Consider the following 20,928-nt stretch of genomic DNA (forward strand, 5'->3'; position numbering starts at 1 on the left):
CATAGCCGATCGCCATACAATCGCTTATGCTCGGTTTTCTGACGCTTAATTTTATCACCGGGCAGGTAAACACCTTTATGATATTCGAGCAGCAGCGGAATTTTGACCGTCAGGCCAGGGAACATCTCAGCGCGATTAATGACCGGTGGGCCGAGTTGATAGCACAAATCGGCGACTGCCGTCATCAAACGGCGCCGCACCGGGAACCCTATGAGGCGTTGATTCGCGCCGTGGCCTACCAGCAGCTCACCGCCAAAGCTGGCGATTCGATGATAGCCAGGCTGCTGCGACTGCATCAGTACATGGAGCAAACCTTTCCCAGCGCGGCGCAAATAGCCGGTTGTTCCAACGAAACTCTGAGACAGTGCGGCTTTTCCGCCCGGAAAGCCGAAACGCTGCGCGCTATTGCGCAGGGCGCGCTTAACGGAACGGTGCCTACCCTGGAACAGGCGCTGACGATGGATGACGAAATCCTTATCGAACGGCTCTGCGCGCTAAAAGGCATCGGCCGCTGGACGGTAGAAATGTTTCTGATTTACTCCCTTGAACGCACCGACATTATGCCGCTGGACGATCTGGGAATTAAGCAAGGGCTGCGCTATGTTTACCGACTGCGGGAAACGCCGACCCGGCGGGCGCTGCATGAGCTGAGCCATTCCTGCCGGCCCTACCGTACCGTAGCCTCATGGTATTTATGGCGCGCTCCGTCGCTGCCGGCGTATCAGGAAGTTAAAGCGACATGGCGGCAGAAACGCTGACGCCGCGGCTTGCGGCCGTACATCCCGCCGGCGCGCGAGCGTCAGCGCAGGCGGGAATGCGCCGACATGCGGCAGGCGTTGATAGCGCGCCGGCGAATAATGCGCCCGCGCAGAATATCGTAGCACCAGTTATATGCCACGGTATAAGGCAGGAAGAACAGGAAAAAACCGATCTCGACCACCAGCGCTTGCCACAGCGTAATATTCAGCATCCATGCCGCCAGCGGCAGGCCGATAAAAATAAATCCGCCCTCAAATCCCAGCGCATGCGCCATCCGCAGCGGCAGACGCCGTTTAACCCGGTCGGCGGGCCAAAGCCCGTCAAATATCGCGTTATAAATCATGTTCCAGATCATCGCCACGCTGGATAACAAAAGCGCCAGCGCCCCGATATCAAATAGCGGCTTATTCAGCACCCAGGCCCCGACAGGCGCGCAAATCAGCAGGGCAATAATTTCAAATCCCAGCGCATGAAAAATGCGTTCGCGCAGCGTTTTCTTTTGCATAGCGTATTCACTTTTTATCATCTTCATTCGTAACGACCCCTCTTTGTCGTTTATTCCTCTCTTTTGGCTGAATCCGGCCATCTTCATCGTATTAACTGATAGAATAAAATTAGAATCCATCGATAAAAGCGATAGAGTGAGATATGCGCTACTCCCCTGAATCCTTGCTGGCCTTTATCGCCGCCGTTAATACCGGTTCATTTTCAGCGGCGGCGCGGCATCTGCATAAAAGCCAATCCACCGTCAGTAGCGCCATCGCCAATCTGGAAGCGGATTTGGGGCTGACGCTGTTCGACCGCGCCAAGCATCAACCCACATTAACGTCGGCGGGCAAAAAAATACTGACCTACGTGCAGGCAATACTTGCCGCCAGCGATGCGCTGGATGAACTGGCGATCCGGCTGGCCGACAATATTGAACCCCGGCTGACCTTTGTGCTGTCCGATACCTGGAAAACCATGCATTACGAACCGGTACTGCAACGCTTCGCACAGCGCTTTCCCGATATTGAGTTTGAATGCCTGATTGCCGAAGATGACGATGTGATTGATTTGCTGCAATCACAGCGCGCACACGTCGGGCTGGTGCGGGCGCAACCCGCTTATCCGCCGGACATCGCGGTTTCCCGATCGCAGATAAAAACAGAAATGGCGGTATTCGTTGCGGCTACCCATCCGCTGGCGGCGGAAAAAAACGTCACCCGCAGCCAGCTTGCCACCGCGCGCCAGCTTTATCTCAACACCTATAAACGCGGCGACAGGATGCAGGCTGAAGGCGCCGTCTGGTCGGCGCCCTCCTATCTTATGCTGCTGGAGATGGCGGAACAGGGTTTCGGCTGGAGCATCCTGCCGCGCTGGCTGGTTTCACAATTCGGCCACCGGCTTTTGGTTGAGCTGCCCGTCGCCGGCTGGCCGCAGTTGATTGAAGTGGATATCGCCTGGTCTAAACCCCATCCGCCCGGCCCGGCGGGCTTATGGATGATAGATAACCTGCTGGCTCAGCAGGACGTAGCCGCTATTTCACCGGCAAAATCACGCCCGTAAAACAATAAAGCGCAACGCTGCAATGGCGACTTCGCTGCGTTTCGCTTATATTATTTTGCGCTTAGGCAATAGATTTAAAAAATTAACCGCGTACATTAACGCCTTATTTTGCCCAAACCCCTCATTATTTTAATTAAGTAATTTAAATAAATTACTTAACACATCTAATCCCGCTAATTAAAGCTATTTCATTACAATGATTTTACTTTTCCCATGAGGTTGTAAATAAAAAGTATTTTCCCGATTTTCTTGCCAATTATGTGATGCAGCAAAGTGGTTCTACCCGGCGTAAAACCCTACTATTATAGGGATTATTGCTTTTGCATTTGTGCCCGATGCGTATGCCGCCAGTCAAGCCTTATGCGAAGGTTATTAGAATCATGCAGGATATAAACCCACTAATAATGCAAACGCAAGTGAGAAAAAAATGTCGACTAAACCCTTTTATTACCAAGATCCTTTTCCACTAAGTAAGGATGACACCGAATATCGCCTTCTTAGCAGCGACTTTGTTTCCGTTACGCAGTTTGAAGGCCAGGACATCCTGAAAATCGAACCGGAAGGGCTGACCCTGCTCGCCCAGCAAGCCTTCCATGATGCTTCCTTCCTTCTTCGCCCTTCTCATCAGCAGCAGGTCGCCAGCATTCTTCACGACCCGGAAGCCAGCGAGAACGACAAATACGTGGCGCTGCAATTTCTGCGCAACTCTGAAATTGCCGCCAAAGGCATTCTGCCGACCTGTCAGGATACCGGCACGGCGATTATCGTCGGCAAGAAAGGCCAGCGGGTGTGGACCGGTGCCAATGATGCCGCAGCGTTGTCCCACGGCGTTTACAACACATTCACCGAAGATAACCTGCGCTACTCGCAGAATGCCGCGCTGGATATGTACAAAGAGGTCAATACCGGCACCAATCTGCCGGCGCAGATCGATCTCTACAGCACCGAGGGCGAAGAGTATAAATTCCTGTTCGTCAGCAAAGGCGGCGGTTCCGCCAACAAAACCTATCTGTATCAGGAAACCAAGGCGCTGCTGAACCCTGAGAAATTGAAATCCTTTTTGCTGGATAAAATGCGCTCGCTGGGTACGGCCGCCTGTCCGCCGTACCATATCGCCTTTGTCGTCGGCGGCACCTCTGCCGAAACCACGCTCAAAACCGTGAAGCTGGCGTCGACCAAATATTACGATGAACTGCCCACCGAAGGTAATGAACACGGCCAGGCATTCCGCGATATCGCACTGGAGCAGGAACTGCTGCAAACCGCGCGCGATTTCGGCCTGGGCGCGCAGTTCGGCGGTAAATATTTCGCCCACGATGTGCGCGTTATCCGCCTGCCGCGTCACGGCGCGTCCTGCCCGGTCGGGATGGGCGTCTCCTGTTCGGCTGACCGCAATATCAAAGGGAAAATCAACCGCAAAGGGGTTTGGCTGGAGCAGCTTGAACACAATCCGGGTAAATATATTCCTGAAGAGCTGCGTCAGGCGGGTGAAGGCGATGCGATCAAGATCGACCTCAATCGCCCGATGCCGGAAATTTTAAAAGAGCTGTCGCAATACCCGGTGTCCACCCGCCTTTCCCTGACGGGCACCATCATCGTCGGTCGCGACATTGCCCATGCCAAACTGAAAGAGCGTCTGGATAACGGCGAAGGCCTGCCGCAGTACGTTAAGGATCACCCAATCTACTACGCCGGTCCGGCGAAAACCCCCGCCGGTTACGCTTCCGGTTCATTAGGCCCGACAACGGCCGGACGCATGGACTCCTACGTGGACCTGCTGCAAGCCAACGGCGGCAGCATGATCATGCTGGCGAAAGGCAACCGCAGCCAGCAGGTGACCGATGCCTGCCACAAACACGGCGGTTTCTATCTCGGCAGCATCGGCGGCCCGGCGGCCATTCTGGCGCAGAACAGCATCAAGAGCCTGACCTGCGTGGAATACCCAGAACTGGGTATGGAAGCGATCTGGAAGATTGAAGTGGAAGACTTCCCGGCCTTTATTCTGGTTGATGATAAAGGCAACGATTTCTACCAGATAATCCAGTCTTCTCAATGCGCAAAATGTAGTTAAACGCCCATAGCGATCACGGAATACCCCGGCATACGCCGGGGTATTTCAGACCATTGACAAAGCTCGTTATTAGGGAGAGCGTGGCGAGGGGCCGTAGCGGCGTAAGCCGCCGGAGCGCCCCTCGGTACGGTAGGCCCGGGTATCGCCGACTTACAGGCGATTTTGTCAGCAATCCCGGCATACGCCGGGGTATTTGTATCTTAATTCCCCCCAATCAACCTGGTTGGAAACATCTCCGCGCTTGCCGCAGCGAAAGTGATTCCATATCTCGCCGGTAATATAAGATGCATTTAAAATACATTTTTCTGGTCAGCCTGTGCGCAGCTTTATAGAATACGGCAATAAACCTATCCACCGAGGTAACCATGCAAGATCTCATTTGTTATAAAAAAATACCGCAATGGAACAGCGCTACGCTCCCGGCGGCCTTTCAGGAAAAGCATAATACCCAGGAAGGCACCTGGGCCCGGCTCGCCATCCTGCAGGGAGAGATGACGTTTGCGCTGTTGCTCGACAACGGTGAAACCAAAGAAACCTTTCATTTCTCGGCGCAAAACCCACCGCCGCTGGTGGAACCGCAGGCATGGCACCGCATCGTTTCCTTTTCCGACGATCTGCAATGTCAGCTGAGTTTTTTCTGTAGCGCGGAAGATTTCTACCATAAAAAATACGCGCTCACCCGTACCCATTCCGAGGTCGTTCACGCCGTGCAGGTTATCAAGCCCTGCAAAACGCTGGATTTAGGCTGCGGCGGCGGACGTAACGCCCTGTATTTGAATCTGCGCGGCTTTGACGTCACCGCCTATGACAAAAACGAGCAAAGTATTTATTCGTTAAATGAGATCATCAAAAGCGAAGATCTGAAGAATATTCAGGTCGGTATCTACAATATCAACCTGGCGGAAATAAAAGATCGATACGATTTTATTCTCTCCACCGTGGTGTTGATGTTTCTGGAGAGCGACCGTATTCCGCACATCATTCGCAATATGCAGGAGAGCACCGCGGACGGCGGATATAATCTGATTATTGCGGCCATGTCGACCGATGACTACCCTTGCCCGCTACCGTTTTCTTTCACCTTTAAAGAAGGCGAACTGAAAAATTATTATGCGGACTGGGAGATTATCAAATATAACGAAGATATCGGCGAGTTGCACAAAACCGACGTGAACGGTAACAGAATAAAACTGCGTTTTGCCACGCTGCTGGCAAGAAAAGCATAGCGGCGCTATAAGGAACAAAGGGCCGATAATATCGGCCCTTGCGGTATGCCCGTCTAAAAATCAGCTTGCCTTGCGTTCCGCCGCCTGGCGATAAGCCACCAGATCCTCAATCGTCAGCACCGGCATATTATGTTTTCTACCAAAGGCGATCACTTCCGGCGCGTGCGCCATGGAGCCGTCATCGTTGGTCAGTTCGCACAGTACGCCGGCGGGCTTCAGACCGGCCAGCCTGGCCAAATCAACGGACGCCTCGGTATGTCCGCCGCGGGTTAATACGCCGCCCGGCTGGGCGCGCAGCGGGAAAACGTGCCCCGGGTGATTCAAATCGCTCGGTTTGGCGTCATCGGCGATTGCCGCACGGATGGTGGTGAGGCGATCGGCGGCGGAAACCCCGGTGGTGACGCCGTTGGCCGCTTCGATAGTAATGGTGAACGCCGTCTGATAATGACTGGAGTTGTGCGTCACCATCATCGGCAATTCCAGCTGTTGACGACGCTCTTCCGTCAGGCACAGGCAAACAATGCCGCTGCCGTGGCGGATGGTCAGCGCCATTTGTTCCACGGTCATATTTTCCGCCGCAAAAATGATATCGCCTTCGTTTTCGCGATCTTCATCATCCAACACCAATACGCCACGACCTTCACGCAGCGCGTCAAGTGCGCGTTCCACACGTTCAACCGGATTGCCAAATTCAGAAAGTAATGTCTGATTCATGGTAAAAAAACCTCAATGTTAATATGGATTACCAGAATCAGGGCGAACTTGAGGAGTAACCATTACCACTGGCTGCATGGCAATGACTAACAAAAATAACGCGAGCGGGCATCACACCCGACAGGTATCGTTACTCTCTCCCATCCGGACTCTAACCGTCGGCTCCGGGATTACACCGGATCTGCTGACCTCACGCGGGAAAAACCAACCATTGTTGCTGGCAAACCAACCATGAGCGCTCGCGGGCTTCCAGCACGTATACGGAATATACGCCTGGTTTACCGCCGGTGGGGAATTACACCCCGCCCTGAGAATAAGCGGATTTACTATAACGCTAATAAAGTGACAGGGCAATTGATCGGCAACAGGAATTGTGACATCGCAGCGCTGAATAATTGCAATGTAAAGCGGGTTTTGGTTTATCCCTTCCCCAACTCGCATTACACTTACTCCTATCTATAACAGAATCAGGAAAGCGCCATGATTGACCCGAAAAAGATTGAGCAGATCGCCCGTCAGGTGCATGAGTCCATGCCGAAAGGTATCCGGGAATTGGGCGATGACGTAGAGAAGAAAATCCGTCAGGTATTACAGGCGCAATTCAGCCGGCTTGATTTGGTAAATCGTGAAGAGTTCGACGTCCAGACCCAGGTGCTGCTGCGCACTCGCGAGAAAATCGCCCGGCTGGAGCAACGCCTGACCGAGCTGGAAGCGCAATTTCCCGCCGCGGAAAAACCCGCCGCCGCCCCAGACGGCGAAAACGCATAAGCCATCCGGTAATCAACGCCTCTCGCCTTGGTCCGGAGGCGTTGCATCAATCAGCGACAAATTTGGCTTGTCGCCGCGGCAGAAAAATCCACAGCAGCGCCAGCATGGTTAGCGCATATAGGGATTTCCAACCGATCATCAATAGCAGCACGCAGCAAAGCAGGCTGCCAATCATCGCCATCACCCTGGCCCGCCCTTGCAGCAAACGCCACCCGGCAAGCATGCACAGCAGATAGATCAAAACAAAAATCCCGTTCGCATACACAATCAGCAGGTCCAGCGGCAACACCAGCCAGTAAATAAGCAGGCAGCTGATTAAACAGCATATCACCACGGCCGACAGCGCATTGGCCGGCGCCCGCCCGACGGAGAGTTTCGCCAGCGAACTGCCCTTCGGCGCCTGCGACCACACCAGCCGGGCAAAACCCTGCGTATAGATATTCACGCCGGCAAAGCAGGCCAGATACCCGACAATGCAGGCGATCCACAGCGCGTGCTCGCCGAACAGCCGCACCACAATCCGCGGTAATGAAGCCGTGGCCGCCCAGCCGTCGCCATAGACATGAAAGTGCAAAACGGCGACGGTGCATCCCCAGTAAACCGCCCCCGCCAGCAGCATGCCGATCAGCAATGCCCGGGGGAAATCGCGTTCAGGCACCCGGAACTCCGTCGCCAGATGGGCGAAGGCCTCCAGACCGACAAAACACCAGAACATCACCGCCAGCGCGCTAAAGGTATTGCTCCAGGAGAGTTCGCCGGCCGACGGCCAGGGAATATGGCTTGGCGTAATATCCCCCCGCCACCAGATGGCCGCCACCAGGCCGACCACCAGCATGGCGATGATGACCTGGATATTGGCGCTGGAACCCGCGCTACGCAGCCCGAGCAGCCAAATGCCCACCAGCGTCAGCAATTGCACCAGCAGCAACCCTGATGCGCTCCAGCCAAACGCCGCCTGCCAGAAACCAGCGGCAATCTGCAGCGCCGCCGGCAGCCCCAGCGGGATCACTGAAAGAAACAGCCAACCGGAAACCCTAGCCAGGCGAGTGCCAAAAGCCAGATTGACGAAATGGGCGACGCCGCCGGCGTTGGGGAAACGCTGCCCCAGCGCCGCAAACCCAACGGCGATAGGGAACACAAAAAGCATTAACAGCGGCCAGGCCCACAAACTATCCTGCTGAGCGATTTGCGCCACCAGCGCCGGCACCGCAAAGACGCCGGTTCCCAGCAACGAAGTAGCAAGCAGGCCGATGCCCTGTATCAGCCCCAGATCCTGTTTTAGTCCCTTTGCTTCACTCATCTTTCAACCTGCAGTACGTGAAAATCAATAAAAAAACCTCCACGAACGGAGGTTTTTTATCACTGTCAGCCAGTCGCGCCATCAGGTATTGACTTTCAATACGTCCCGGATACGCGCTTTGTAAGATTCGACTTTCTGCGGCGTCATCATTCTGCGTTCATCGTCCAGAACCACACCGCCGACATCGTCGGCAATACGCTGCGCCGACTGTAACATCAGCTTAAAATTCTGCCCGGCATCGCCGTATGAAGGCACCATCATAAACATGGAAACGCCGGGGGTGGAAAATTCGGACATCTCGTCCGGGTTAAATGAACCGGGTTTCACCATATTGGCCAAGCTGAACAATACCGGCCCGGCTCCGGCCGGGTTGACGTGACGGTGGAAAATATTCATCTCGCCGAACTGGAACCCTGACTGCAGCACGCTTTGCAGCAGCAGCTCGCCGCCGATAACCCCGCCCTGATGCGCGGCGACGTGCAGCACCAGAACGGCCTCTTTCGGCTGTTCGTTTTGAACCGACTCCGCGGCAGGAGGCTGAGCGTGGTCGGCGGTTGATGCTGTTTCCTTATGGGAATTATCCGCGGGCGGGAAATCGTCGGAGAATGCGGAGGTTTCCCGCGGCGGAAAATCCAGTTTCGGTTCAACAACCTTGGGACGATCGTCGCCGCGAGGCTGGGTACGCGGGGAGTCAATCGGCGTGGCTTCGTCCAACAGCGGATCGTAGGCGGAACCTGGTTGCGCAGGCGTCTTGCCAAACGGCGATTTGGCTGCGGGACGCGCCTCTTCCTTTTCATCATAACTACCGAGGGAAGGCTCATTCTGCGAACGAGAGCTTTTTACCCGAACTTCGCCGACGCCTTCGTCGAGATCGTCAAGCGGCGTTTCATCACGCTCATTTTTAAAACGTTTAACCGGGCGATCACGAAAAAGGGACGAACGCTCTTTACGGCTAGTCCACAAGCCGTGCAGTAACAGCGCTATTATAGCGATCGCGCCAACGACGATTAATATCAGACGCAAGTCCTGCATCATTGCTATCCCAATTGTTTCAATACATTGCCACCACGGCAAATACTTATATATCACTAACTCTATTTGCCTGCGTACACAAGTGCAAGTCTGCACGGTACATTATGACAAGAAAGATGGATACAACGCATTTTTTTGCTGTTTTTTCATCCAAATGCAGACTGGTCAGTCTAAAATCATCCCGATATGATGCAATCACGAATAATAGACGACTGAGAACATTACCCATGCTTCATTCCAAACCGGTTGCCAAACCACACGGCGGCATACACTATTTTCTTGCGGGATGGCGGCTGATCTCACTGCCAGGCATCCGGCGTTTTGTCATCCTGCCCCTGCTGGTGAATATTTTACTGATGGGAGGAGCTTTCTGGTGGCTCTTCACCCGCCTCGGCGATTGGATACCACAGCTTATGAACCACATTCCGACGTGGCTGCAGTGGCTTAGCTACCTTATCTGGCCGATCGCCGTGCTCTCCGTGGTGTTGGTTTTCGGCTATCTGTTCAGCACGCTCACCAATTTTATCGCCGCCCCTTTTAACGGCCTGCTGGCGGAACAGTTGGAAGCGCGCCTGACCGGCCAGTCGCTGCCCGACGCCGGCATCCTGAGTATTGCCAAAGACGTTCCCCGCATCATGAAGCGCGAGGTGCAGAAACTGGCCTATTATCTGCCGCGCGCCCTGTTTCTGTTTTTGCTCTACTTTATACCGGGCATCGGTCAAACCGTCGCGCCCGTGCTATGGTTTCTGTTCAGCGCCTGGATGCTGGCCATTCAGTACTGCGACTATCCTTTCGATAATCATAAGGTCGACTTTCCCGCCATGCGCCAGGCGTTGCGCCAGCATAAAGTCGCCAACATGCAATTTGGCGCGCTGATCGGTCTGTTTACGCTGATTCCTTTCCTGAATCTGGTGATTATGCCGGTCGCGGTTTGCGGCGCCACGGCGCAGTGGGTTGATCGCTACCGCCATCTTTCCGCCACGCAGCGAAAACAGTTGTGAGATCTGACGCACATGAACCGATGCTTTCTATTGTAATGAAAAGATATTTCCTAAGAACATAACGATATAGCAATTCTTTACTTCACTGAAAAGTATGAACGGGTATTCTCTTTAATGTTCGCAAAAATTTCATACAGTTATAAGGACAGGCTATGAGCAAGATCTACGAAGACAATTCTTTTACAATCGGCCATACGCCGTTGGTTCGTCTGAACCGTATCGGCAACGGACGCATTCTGGTCAAGGTTGAATCACGCAATCCCAGTTTTAGTGTTAAGTGCCGTATCGGTTCCAACCTGATTTGGGATGCGGAAAAACGCGGCGTGCTGAAAGAAGGCGTCGAACTGGTTGAGCCAACCAGCGGCAATACCGGCATCGCGTTGGCCTATGTGGCCGCCGCCCGTGGTTATAAGCTGACGCTGACCATGCCGGAAACCATGAGTATCGAACGTCGCAAACTGTTGAAAGCGCTGGGCGCCAAACTGGTGCTGACCGAAGGCGCGAAAGGCATGAAGGGCGCTATCGCCAAGGCGGAAGAGATTGTCGCCAGCGATCCGCAGCGCTTTCTGCTGTTACAGCAGTTCAGTAACCCGGCCAACCCGGAAATTCACGAAAAAACCACCGGGCCGGAAATCTGGGAAGATACCGACGGCAAAGTCGACGTCTTTATTGCCGGCGTAGGTACCGGCGGTACGTTGACCGGCGTTAGCCGTTACATTAAAAACACCAAGGGCAAGGCTATCACCAGCGTGGCGGTAGAACCGTTTGATTCGCCGGTTATCAGCCAGGCGCTGGCGGGTGAAGAGCTGAAACCAGGCCCACACAAAATTCAGGGGATCGGCGCCGGATTTATTCCTGATAACCTCGATCTCAAGTTGGTCGATCGGGTAGAAAAAATAACTAACGAAGACGCTATCAGCACCGCCCGCCGTTTAATGGAAGAAGAAGGCATTTTAGCCGGGATCTCTTCGGGCGCCGCAGTTGCAGCCGCGTTGAATCTGCTTAAAGAAAAAGAATTCGAGGATAAAACCATCGTTGTTGTCCTGCCGTCTTCCGGCGAACGCTACCTGAGTACGGCGCTTTTTGCGGACCTGTTTACCGAGCAGGAACTGCAACAATAAATTCTTTTTTTCTCTGCACCACGGCAAGTAAATTAAATGTTAAAAAAGCACCTGTTCAGGTGCTTTTTTTAGTGCTTTTTTGTGGCCTGGTTCAAATTTTACAGCATAGATGGATTGCTTTTCTGCGTCAGGTCTAGTATTTAACCGGACAATTATTTTGATGCGTGAAATTAATACCCGCAAAAAAAAGCCGCTGAACGCTGAATCGATTTAACCGGTGCAAAAATGGCTGTATCATCGTTTTGCTTGTTGAGTTCAAGCAATGATTTGAGAATCAGGCGATATTTGGTGGTATTTTATTCAGGAAATACTTTTCGCCGTTTCCTTGCCGCATCCCGGCCTGCCCCTGTAACATAATCAGGTGCTAACCACACAGGCTAAAGTTAAGTGGATACACTAAGCTTTAGTTCCACAACATCAATTTAATCCATAAGTTGGGGAAAACAGAATGTTCCAGCAAGAAGTGACTATTACCGCACCGAATGGCCTGCATACTCGTCCTGCTGCTCAGTTTGTCAAGGAAGCCAAAGGTTTTGCTTCTGAAATCACCGTAACGTCCAACGGTAAAAGCGCCAGCGCCAAAAGCCTGTTTAAGCTACAGACTCTCGGTTTAACTCAGGGCACCGTGGTTACTATCGCTGCAGAAGGTGAAGACGAACAAAAAGCCGTGGAACATCTGGTTAAACTGATGGCAGAGCTTGAGTAACAGGCGGGCTTTTTTAGTGAACATCAGAATCGAGTAAGGTAGGGTTATGATTTCAGGCATATTAGTATCACCGGGTATCGCTTTTGGTAAGGCGCTATTACTAAAAGATGATGAAATAGTCATCAACCGGAAAAAAATCTCTGCGGATCAAGTAGAGCACGAAGTTGAACGTTTTCTGACTGGTCGGGCCAAGGCCGCAAAACAGCTGGAAGCCATCAAGAACAAAGCGGGTAAAACGCTGGGCGCAGAGAAAGAAGCCATCTTCGAAGGCCACATCATGTTGCTCGAAGATGAAGAGTTCGAGCAGGAAATCATAGCCCTGATTAAAGAAGAACACGCTTCCGCCGACGCCGCCGCATTTTCAGTGATTGAAAACCAGGCGAAGGCGTTGGAAGAGCTTGACGATGAATATCTGAAAGAACGCGCCGCGGACATGCGCGATATCGGCAAACGCCTGCTGAAAAACATTCTTGATATGAACATCGTCGATCTGGGCGATATCGAAGAAGAAGTCATTCTGGTCGCCACCGACCTGACCCCCTCCGAAACCGCGCAGCTCAATCTGGACAAGGTGCTGGGCTTTATTACCGATATCGGCGGCCGTACGTCCCATACCTCCATCATGGCCCGCTCGCTGGAATTACCGGCGATTGTCGGCACCACGGACGTCACCAAACAGGTTAAAAACGGCGATTATCTGATTCTGGATGCGGTAAATAACAAAATCTACCAGAACCCCTCCGCTGAAGTTATCGATGAATTAAAAGCCGTTCAGCAGCAATACCTCACTGAAAAGCACGAACTCGCCAAACTGAAGGATCTGCCCGCCGTCACGCTGGACGGCCATCAGGTAGAGGTTTGCGCCAATATCGGAACCGTGCGCGATGTCGGCGGCGCCGAACGTAACGGCGCCGAAGGCGTTGGTCTGTACCGTACTGAATTCCTGTTTATGGATCGTGATGCCCTGCCGACAGAGGAAGAGCAGTTCCAGGCCTATAAAGCCGTTGCCGAAGCCGTTGGCGCTCAGGCGGTGATCGTCCGTACGATGGATATCGGCGGCGATAAAGATCTGCCTTATATGAATCTGCCAAAGGAAGAGAATCCTTTTCTGGGCTGGCGGGCGATCCGTATCTGTCTGGATCGCAAAGAGATCCTTCACGCCCAGCTGCGCGCCATCCTGCGAGCTTCCAGTTTCGGCAAACTTCGCATCATGTTCCCCATGATCATCTCCGTTGAAGAAGTTCGCGAACTGAAAGCGGAACTGGAGATACTGAAAGCGCAGTTGCGGGAAGAAGGCAAAGCCTTTGATGAGTCCATCGAAGTGGGCGTAATGGTTGAAACGCCGGCGGCGGCGGCCATTGCTCATCATCTGGCGAAAGAAGTTGACTTCTTTAGTATTGGGACAAATGACTTAACTCAGTATACTCTGGCAGTTGATCGCGGTAATGAGCTGATTTCTCATCTCTACAACCCGATGTCCCCAGCAGTATTGACCCTGATTAAACAGGTGATTGACGCATCCCATGCCGAAGGTAAATGGACAGGAATGTGTGGTGAGCTCGCTGGTGACGAACGTGCTACACTACTGTTATTGGGAATGGGTCTGGACGAATTCAGCATGAGTGCAATCTCTATCCCGAGCATCAAGAAAATTATCCGTAACGCAAATTACGGGGATGCGAAGGCGCTGGCGGAACAGGCGTTATCCCAACCGACAGCACAAGAGTTGAGTAACCTGGTGAGCCGATTCATTAAAGAAAAAACGCTCTGCTGATCCACATGCTGGCCCAATATTAATGCTTAGGAGAAGATCATGGGTTTGTTCGATAAATTGAAATCTCTGGTTTCTGATGACAAAAAAGACACCGGCAACATCGAAATCATTGCCCCGTTGTCCGGCGAAATCGTCAATATTGAAGATGTGCCGGATGTCGTATTTGCTGAAAAAATCGTCGGCGACGGTATTGCCATTAAACCTACGGGTAACAAAATCGTCGCTCCGGTAGATGGCACTATCGGTAAAATCTTTGAAACCAACCATGCTTTTTCTATCGAATCCGATAGCGGTATCGAATTATTCGTTCACTTTGGTATCGATACCGTCGAACTGAAAGGCGAGGGTTTCAAACGCATCGCCGAAGAAGGCCAGCGCGTCAAGAAAGGCGATCTGATTATCGAGTTCGATCTGCCTTTGCTGGAAGAGAAAGCCAAGTCCACTCTGACCCCTGTGGTTATCTCCAATATGGATGAAATCAAGGAATTGATTAAGCTGAACGGCACCGTAGTTGTGGGTGAAACGCCGGTTATCCGTATTAAGAAATAAACCATATCGTCTTCGATGGTTTGAAAACGGCGTTCACAAGGGCGCCGTTTTTTTATGGCGGGCACGCCACCTTTCAGGCCGCCGCAAGCGACGTTGAAAGACTCGCCTGCGTTATTTCCAGCGCGGAATAAGCAGACAGATAACCAGCCCGCCCTGCGCCCCGTTTTCCGCTTCAATATGCCCGCCGTGCGCCTGCACCACTCTACGGGCGATAGCCAACCCCAACCCGTATCCTTTGCCGGAAAGCGGTGATTTAATGCGGATAAAGGGATCAAAAATGCTGGATAGCTTACTTTTCTCTACGCCGGGCCCCTGATCGGCCACGCGGATAGTCCATTCATGCTCGTCGCCGCTCAGTGAAACCTGAACCTGCTGCGCCCGTGAGGAAAAACGCAACGCATTACGCACAATATTGTCGATCGCCCGACGCATCAGTTCGGCATTGCCCTTCACGGTGTGATCGATGCCGTCATCCGCCTGCAGCAGAATTTCAACGCCGGGAACCTGCGCCTCATAGCGCGCATCGTTGACCACCGCGGTTACCAGCCCCAGCAAATCAAAATACTCTTCGTCAACATCGGCATTTTGTGTGCGTGATAATGCCAGCAGTTCGCCAATCATCTTGTCCATACGGGCCGCCTCGCGCTCTATGCGCGATAGCGAGCTTTCCGTATTGCCGGCGTTCTGGCGCGCCAACCCGATAGCCAGCTGCAGCCGGGCCAGAGGAGAACGCAACTCGTGGGAAACATCGTGCAGCAGCTGTTCTCTGGTGCTGACCAATATCTCCAACCGTTCGACCATCGAGTCGAAGTCACGCGCCACCTCGCTGATTTCATCATGCCGTTTGCGCATCGCCGGCAGCAGACGCACCGCAAGATCGCCCTGCGCCACGCGCTCGAAACCGCCGCGCAGCTGATTAAGCGGCCACACCAGATGCCATGCCAACAGCCAGCTGAAAAGCAGCCCGCCCAGACCGGCGATCCAGAACAACGGGGAGGGAATATTGAGAATCAACAGCGGCCGGTTGGGACGGAACTCGTCACGCAGCTGATTGACATTAAAACCGATCTGATACCGCTCTCCCTCCGGCCCGCTCACCTGCTTTAGCGGATGAACGTCCGGCGGTTCGCCTTTAGGCGCCGCAATCTCCCCATCGGGCAATGACGGCGATAACGAGGTTACCGCGAGATAGCGTCGCTCTTTTTCCGGCCATTGCGCCATTACGCGGTTCAGCTCAGCTAATCCTCCCAGTTGCAACGCCGCGGCGGCAGTGGTCGTCTGCATGGTTGCAATACGCGTGACCACCTCCTCTTCCAGCGGCTTATGCCGCTCGCCGTACAAGGAAAACGCCAGCCATAGGAGTTGAGACATTACGATAAACGTCAGCCAGAACCCCAGTAATATCGTCCAGAACAGCCGCCCGCGTATCATCATTAACGAATCCGATATCCCACGCTGCGCACCGTTTCAATGGTCAGTTCGTTGCCATCCAGCGCGCCGAGCTTCTGGCGGATATTGCTGACGTGCACGTCCACGCTGCGATCGTAGGCCTCGCGGCGGCGTCCGAGGCACTTTTCCGAAAGCTCATCTTTTGATACCACCCGTTCCGGTGAACGGAGCAGCAACTCCAGTAAATTGAACTCCGATGCGGTGAGATCGAAAGGCTGCCCCCGCCACTCGCTGCTGCGGGTCGACGGATTAAGCACCAGCTCGCCGTATGAAGCTATGCTCTCATCCAGCTTTTTACTCGGCCGGTCGTCATAACGGCGCAGCACCGCCCTAAGCCGGGCCACCAGTTCACGCGGGTAACAGGGTTTCGGCATGTAATCATCGGCGCCCATTTCCAGCCCGATAACGCGGTCGATATTGTCGCCCTTGGCCGTGAGCATAATCACCGGCAACTGCTGGTTTTTTCTTATCTGCCGCAAGACGTCGATACCGCTCATGTCCGGCAGCATGATATCCAGGATAATCGCGGTGTATTCCCCCGACATCGCGCCATCGATCCCCTCTTTGCCGGTCAGTACCCTGGATGTCGCAAACCCTTCGGCGTTCAGATATTCGCAAAGCATATTGCCCAGTTCCACGTCGTCATCGACCAGTAAAATTTTCATACTCTGTCTCCATTCACGGATATCGTTGCATTCTCAGGCTTGACACTGATTTTAGCAGCCTAATTTACGCAATCCTTACCCTTTCTTTGACTAAAGATTACCCATTCCTTGTCATACTCGGAGTAAATTACCCGTTGCTGTTTTTTATCCTTGCCCCGCTGCAGATTTAAGGACGCATTCTCCTGATGCCATTACGATTCATGACAACCCGTAACATTACCGTGGCGGTTGGCGTTGTGCTTGCCGCCGTGCTGGTTTATCTGTTTTTATCGCCATCCGATCCAGGCGTAAACTACATCACCGCGACCGCTGAAGCGCGCGATATGGAAGAAACGGTTCTGGCGGACGGCACCATTGAGGCGCAAAAGCAGGTTAGCGTCGGCGCGCAGGTCTCGGGGCAGATAAAAGCGCTGCACGTGGCGCTGGGAGATAACGTCACCCAAGGGCAGTTGCTGGCGGAAATTGACGATCTGACCCAGCAGAACGCGTTGAAAAACAGCGAAGCCGCCTTGAAAAACGTACAGGCGCAACGGGCCGCCAAGCTCGCCACGCTGCGCAATGACCAACTCGCGTGGCAGCGGCAGCAGATGCTGATGAAACGCGGCGTCGGCGCCCAGGCGGATTACGACAGCGCCAAAGCGACGCTGGATGCGACAAAAGCCGATATTGACGCCCTGGACGCGCAAATCGTTCAGGCGCAGATTGCCGTGAACACCGCCCAGGTCAATCTGGGCTATACCAAAATTCTTTCCCCCATGGACGGCACCATCGTTTCGCTGCCGGTGGAGGCGGGGCAAACGGTCAACGCGGCGCAAAGCACCCCCACCATCGCCAAGGTCGCCAATCTGAATACCATGACCATCAAGGCGCAGATATCCGAAGCGGACATCGTTAAAATCAAGACCGGCATGCCGGTATGGTTCAGCATCCTCGGCGAACCCGAGCGGCGCTATCAGGCAACGCTGCGCGACATTGAACCCGCCCCGGACTCGATTGACGACGACACCACCTCCTCGTCATCTTCCAGCAGCACCAGCAGTACCTCGTCCAGCAGCGCCATCTATTACAACGGCCTGTTCGACGTCAATAACGCCGACGGGGTATTGCGCATCTCCATGACCGCGCAGGTCTACATCCTGCTGTCATCCGTCAAAAACGCGATAGTGGTTCCCGCCACCGCCTTAACCCACCAGGACGGCATCCACTATGTTCAGGTGGTCAACCGCCAGGGGAAAATTGAATCCAGAGCGGTCACCGTCGGTCTTAACGATAACGTATATACCCAACTGCGCGCCGGCGTCAGCGTAGGCGAGCACGTTATCGTCAGCCGGCAGTCGGGCAATACCACGACCACGCGCCGACCCGGCCCGCCTATGGGGCTGTAATCATGTCGCAACCCTTACTCGCGCTGCATAACGTCACCCGCCGTTTTATTAACGGCGAACAAACCGTTACGGTGCTGAAAGATATCAATTTGACCATCGACAGCGGGGAAATGGTCGCCATTGTGGGCGCGTCGGGATCGGGAAAATCGACGCTGATGAACATACTGGGGTGTCTGGATAAACCGTCGGACGGCGACTATCAGGTCGCCGGCCAGTCGGTGCGCACGCTAAGCGGCGACCGGCTGGCGCAGCTGCGCCGCGAAAATTTCGGTTTTATCTTCCAGCGCTACCATCTGCTGGGCGATCTCTCCGCGCTGGGCAACGTGGAGGTTCCCGCCATCTATGCGGGGAAAGCGCGTCAGGCGCGGCGGCAAAGGGCGGCGGAGCTGCTGGGCCGGCTGGGGCTGGAGGAACGGCTGAACTACCGCCCCAGCCAGCTTTCCGGCGGGCAGCAGCAGCGGGTCAGCATCGCCCGGGCGCTGATGAACGGCGGCAGCGTCATACTAGCCGACGAGCCCACCGGCGCGCTGGATACCCACAGCGGCAATGATGTCCTCGGCATCCTTAACGATCTGCACGCCCAGGGGCACACGGTGGTGATTGTGACCCATGATATGCAAATCGCGGAGTTTGCCCAGCGCATTATCGAGATCCGCGACGGCGAGATCATCGCCGATCGCCAGGTAAAATCATCACCGACGCCGCCCCCGCCTTTGCCCGTCGCGCCGCCGGCGGCGATATCAGCGCTTAATCAGGCCAGGGACCGCTTTATCGATGCGTTTAAAATGGCCCTGCTGGCGATGAATGCGCAGCGCATGAGAACCTTTCTGACCATGCTGGGGATCATTATCGGCATCGCGTCGGTGGTGTCCGTGGTGGCCTTGGGAAAAGGCTCGCAGCAGCAGGTGCTGGCGAATATCAGCGCCATGGGCACCAGTACGCTGGAGATTTTCCCCGGCAAAGACTTCGGGGACATGCGCTCCAGCGCGATTCAGACGCTGCGCGCCACCGATATTTCGCCGCTGGCCCAGCAGCCTTATGTGCATAGCGTCACCCCTTCGGTATCCACCAGCATCACGCTGCGCTACCGCAATATCGCCGTTTCGGCGAACGTCACCGGGGTCGGCGAACAGTTCTTTACCGTACGCGGTTACCAGCTTGACCAGGGCATCACCTTCCCGGCCAGCAGCGTGACCAACCTGGTGCAGGACGCCGTCATTGATAAAAACACCCGCGATAAGCTCTTCGCCAACGGCGAGGATCCCATCGGTCAGGTGATTTTACTCGACTCGATGCCGAGCCGGATTATCGGCGTCGTCAGTAAAAGCCAGTCCGGATTCGGCAGCGATGAAAACCTGAACGTCTGGGTGCCCTATACCACGGCGATGAAGCGCATGATAGGCCAGTCATATCTGAAAAGCATTACCGTGCGGGTAAACGACGACGTCGATCTGAGCGTCGCCGAACAGGGCATTACCCAAGTGCTGACGCAGCGCCATGGCACCAAAGACTTTTTTGTCATGAACACCGACAGCATTCGCCAGACCATTGAGAAAACCACCTCCACCATGACGTTGCTGGTCTCCATGATCGCCCTGATCTCGCTGCTGGTCGGCGGCATCGGCGTAATGAACATCATGCTGGTTTCCGTCACCGAGCGAACGCGGGAAATTGGCGTACGCATGGCGGTCGGCGCCAGAACCAGCGACATCATGCAACAGTTTTTGATTGAAGCGGTGCTGGTCTGCCTGTTCGGCGGAACGCTGGGGGTGATGCTGTCGCTGGCGGTGGGGGTGGTATTCGCCGAATTCAGCACCAACTTCACCATGGTTTACTCCAGCGGGTCGATTATCGCCGCCTTCCTGTGCGCCAGCCTGATCGGCATCATCTTCGGCTTCTTCCCGGCGCGGCGCGCGGCGCAAATGGAACCGATCCACGCGCTGGAGCGGGAGTAGCGGCGCCGTCCGGCCTAATCAAACACGCCGGTGGATAAATAGCGATCGCCGCGGTCGCAGGCGATCGCCACGATCAGGCTGCCGGGATTTTGCGCCGCAAGGCGCAGCGCGCCCGCTACCGCGCCGCCGGAGCTGACGCCGCAGAAAATACCTTCCCGGCGCGCCAGCCGACGCAGCGTTTCTTCCGCCTCCGCCTGAGACACATCCAACGTGCGGTCCACCAGGTCGGCGCGGAAAATGCCCGGCATATAGTCCGCCGCCCAGCGGCGGATGCCGGGAATATGGCTGCCTGCGGCGGGCTGCATCCCCACCGTGACAATCTCGCCGCGCTGCGCTTTCAGGTAACGGCTGACGCCGGAAATGGTGCCGGTGGTGCCCATGCTGGAGACAAAATGCGTTAATTTACCTGACGTCTGCCGCCAGATTTCCGGTCCGGTAGTCAAAAAATGGGCGAGGGAATTATCCGGGTTATTAAACTGATCGAGGTTTTTGCCCTCGCCGGCCAGCGCCATTGCTCGCGCCACATCGCGCGCGCCCTCCATGCCCGCCTCCCGGCTGACCAACACCAGCTCCGCGCCGTAGGCGCGCATCGCCGCCTGGCGCTCGTGGCTCATGTTTTCCGGCATCAGCAGCTTCAGCCGGTAGCCCTTGGCCGCCGCGATCATCGCCAGCGCAATCCCGGTGTTGCCGCTGGTCGCCTCAATCAGCGTGTCGCCCGGAGTAATCTCCCCGCGCAGCTCCGCCTGATGGATCATCGACAGCGCCGCGCGATCTTTTACCGACCCGGCCGGATTGTTCCCTTCCAGTTTCAGCCACACCTCGCTGTCCGTTCCCTGCGTCAAACGCTGCAATTTCACCAGCGGCGTATTACCAATACAATGTTCAAGCGTCGTCACGAGTTAAAC

General features: G+C 54.6%; 19 protein-coding genes and 1 riboswitch. Of the genes, 12 read left to right on the top strand and 7 right to left on the bottom strand.

All coding sequences use genetic code 11. From position 1 onward, the window contains the following. Window positions 1–77: 77 nt before the first annotated feature. Complete coding sequence (locus EH206_RS17960; protein ID WP_040344085.1) at window positions 78–758, top strand: DNA-3-methyladenine glycosylase family protein; 681 nt, start codon at window positions 78–80, stop codon at window positions 756–758. Window positions 759–799: 41 nt separating this feature from the next. Here the strand turns inward: EH206_RS17960 and EH206_RS17965 are convergent, their stop codons facing one another. Further along, window positions 800–1,291 (bottom strand): multidrug/biocide efflux PACE transporter, encoded by a 492-nt coding sequence (locus tag EH206_RS17965; protein ID WP_009114301.1) that lies wholly within the window; start codon window positions 1,289–1,291, stop codon window positions 800–802. Between the two features lie 116 nt (window positions 1,292–1,407). Between EH206_RS17965 and EH206_RS17970 the strand changes: the two genes are divergently transcribed. The 3 genes from EH206_RS17970 to tehB all read left to right on the top strand — a co-directional run bounded on the left by EH206_RS17970 (window position 1,408) and on the right by tehB (window position 5,604). After that, window positions 1,408–2,307, top strand: coding sequence for a LysR family transcriptional regulator (locus EH206_RS17970; protein ID WP_009114302.1), 900 nt, complete (start codon window positions 1,408–1,410; stop codon window positions 2,305–2,307). A gap of 427 nt (window positions 2,308–2,734) precedes the next feature. Continuing rightward, window positions 2,735–4,378, top strand: coding sequence for a class I fumarate hydratase FumA (gene fumA, locus EH206_RS17975; RefSeq protein ID WP_009114303.1), 1,644 nt, complete (start codon window positions 2,735–2,737; stop codon window positions 4,376–4,378). 365 nt (window positions 4,379–4,743) lie between these two features. Next, window positions 4,744–5,604, top strand: a complete 861-nt coding sequence (gene tehB, locus EH206_RS17980) for an SAM-dependent methyltransferase TehB (RefSeq protein ID WP_009114304.1) — start codon at window positions 4,744–4,746, stop codon at window positions 5,602–5,604. 60 nt (window positions 5,605–5,664) lie between these two features. On the opposite strand, the gene ribB is transcribed toward tehB, so the two are convergent. Further along, window positions 5,665–6,318 (bottom strand): 3,4-dihydroxy-2-butanone-4-phosphate synthase, encoded by a 654-nt coding sequence (ribB, locus tag EH206_RS17985; RefSeq protein ID WP_009114305.1) that lies wholly within the window; start codon window positions 6,316–6,318, stop codon window positions 5,665–5,667. Window positions 6,319–6,446: 128 nt separating this feature from the next. Further along, a riboswitch (FMN riboswitch) is annotated at window positions 6,447–6,637 on the bottom strand. A 161-nt stretch (window positions 6,638–6,798) separates the two neighbouring features. Between ribB and ubiK the strand changes: the two genes are divergently transcribed. Next, window positions 6,799–7,086, top strand: a complete 288-nt coding sequence (ubiK, locus tag EH206_RS17990; RefSeq protein ID WP_009114306.1) for a ubiquinone biosynthesis accessory factor UbiK — start codon at window positions 6,799–6,801, stop codon at window positions 7,084–7,086. Between the two features lie 46 nt (window positions 7,087–7,132). Here ubiK and yjeH read toward each other — a convergent pair whose 3' ends face one another. Continuing rightward, a complete protein-coding gene (gene yjeH / locus EH206_RS17995; protein ID WP_009114307.1) occupies window positions 7,133–8,386 on the bottom strand; it encodes an L-methionine/branched-chain amino acid transporter in 1,254 nt (417 codons plus the stop codon). An 81-nt stretch (window positions 8,387–8,467) separates the two neighbouring features. After that, window positions 8,468–9,421, bottom strand: coding sequence for a cell division protein ZipA (gene zipA / locus EH206_RS18000; RefSeq protein WP_009114308.1), 954 nt, complete (start codon window positions 9,419–9,421; stop codon window positions 8,468–8,470). 224 nt (window positions 9,422–9,645) lie between these two features. Here zipA and cysZ point away from each other — a divergent pair, with 224 nt between their 5' ends. From cysZ to crr, 5 genes are all read left to right on the top strand, one after another. Then, window positions 9,646–10,419 (top strand): sulfate transporter CysZ, encoded by a 774-nt coding sequence (cysZ, locus tag EH206_RS18005; RefSeq protein WP_009114309.1) that lies wholly within the window; start codon window positions 9,646–9,648, stop codon window positions 10,417–10,419. 152 nt (window positions 10,420–10,571) lie between these two features. Continuing rightward, entirely contained in the window at window positions 10,572–11,540 is a 969-nt protein-coding gene (gene cysK, locus EH206_RS18010) for a cysteine synthase A (RefSeq protein WP_009114310.1), read from the top strand. 448 nt (window positions 11,541–11,988) lie between these two features. Then, window positions 11,989–12,246: a phosphocarrier protein Hpr gene (gene ptsH, locus EH206_RS18015; RefSeq protein WP_009114311.1), complete on the top strand. Its 258-nt coding sequence runs from the start codon at window positions 11,989–11,991 to the stop codon at window positions 12,244–12,246. A 46-nt stretch (window positions 12,247–12,292) separates the two neighbouring features. Continuing rightward, window positions 12,293–14,020, top strand: a complete 1,728-nt coding sequence (ptsI, locus tag EH206_RS18020; protein ID WP_009114312.1) for a phosphoenolpyruvate-protein phosphotransferase PtsI — start codon at window positions 12,293–12,295, stop codon at window positions 14,018–14,020. Window positions 14,021–14,059: 39 nt separating this feature from the next. Beyond that, the gene (gene crr, locus EH206_RS18025) at window positions 14,060–14,569 is read left to right on the top strand and encodes a PTS glucose transporter subunit IIA (protein WP_009114313.1); all 510 of its coding nucleotides are present in this window, start codon (window positions 14,060–14,062) and stop codon (window positions 14,567–14,569) included. 111 nt (window positions 14,570–14,680) lie between these two features. Here the strand turns inward: crr and EH206_RS18030 are convergent, their stop codons facing one another. Continuing rightward, window positions 14,681–16,003, bottom strand: coding sequence for an ATP-binding protein (locus EH206_RS18030; protein ID WP_009114314.1), 1,323 nt, complete (start codon window positions 16,001–16,003; stop codon window positions 14,681–14,683). Further along, complete coding sequence (locus EH206_RS18035) at window positions 16,003–16,683, bottom strand: response regulator transcription factor (protein ID WP_009114315.1); 681 nt, start codon at window positions 16,681–16,683, stop codon at window positions 16,003–16,005. Before EH206_RS18035 ends, EH206_RS18030 begins: the two co-directional genes overlap by 1 nt. 185 nt (window positions 16,684–16,868) lie before the next feature. Between EH206_RS18035 and EH206_RS18040 the strand changes: the two genes are divergently transcribed. Together EH206_RS18040 and EH206_RS18045 are read left to right on the top strand one after the other, a co-directional pair. Continuing rightward, window positions 16,869–18,068, top strand: a complete 1,200-nt coding sequence (locus tag EH206_RS18040; RefSeq protein WP_009114316.1) for an efflux RND transporter periplasmic adaptor subunit — start codon at window positions 16,869–16,871, stop codon at window positions 18,066–18,068. Window positions 18,069–18,070: 2 nt separating this feature from the next. After that, a complete protein-coding gene (locus EH206_RS18045; RefSeq protein ID WP_009114317.1) occupies window positions 18,071–20,023 on the top strand; it encodes a MacB family efflux pump subunit in 1,953 nt (650 codons plus the stop codon). A gap of 14 nt (window positions 20,024–20,037) precedes the next feature. Here EH206_RS18045 and cysM read toward each other — a convergent pair whose 3' ends face one another. Beyond that, window positions 20,038–20,919: a cysteine synthase CysM gene (gene cysM / locus EH206_RS18050; RefSeq protein WP_009114318.1), complete on the bottom strand. Its 882-nt coding sequence runs from the start codon at window positions 20,917–20,919 to the stop codon at window positions 20,038–20,040. Window positions 20,920–20,928: the final 9 nt, after the last annotated feature.

It is taken from the genome of Brenneria nigrifluens DSM 30175 = ATCC 13028, assembly GCF_005484965.1.
Taxonomy (GTDB): domain Bacteria; phylum Pseudomonadota; class Gammaproteobacteria; order Enterobacterales; family Enterobacteriaceae; genus Brenneria; species Brenneria nigrifluens.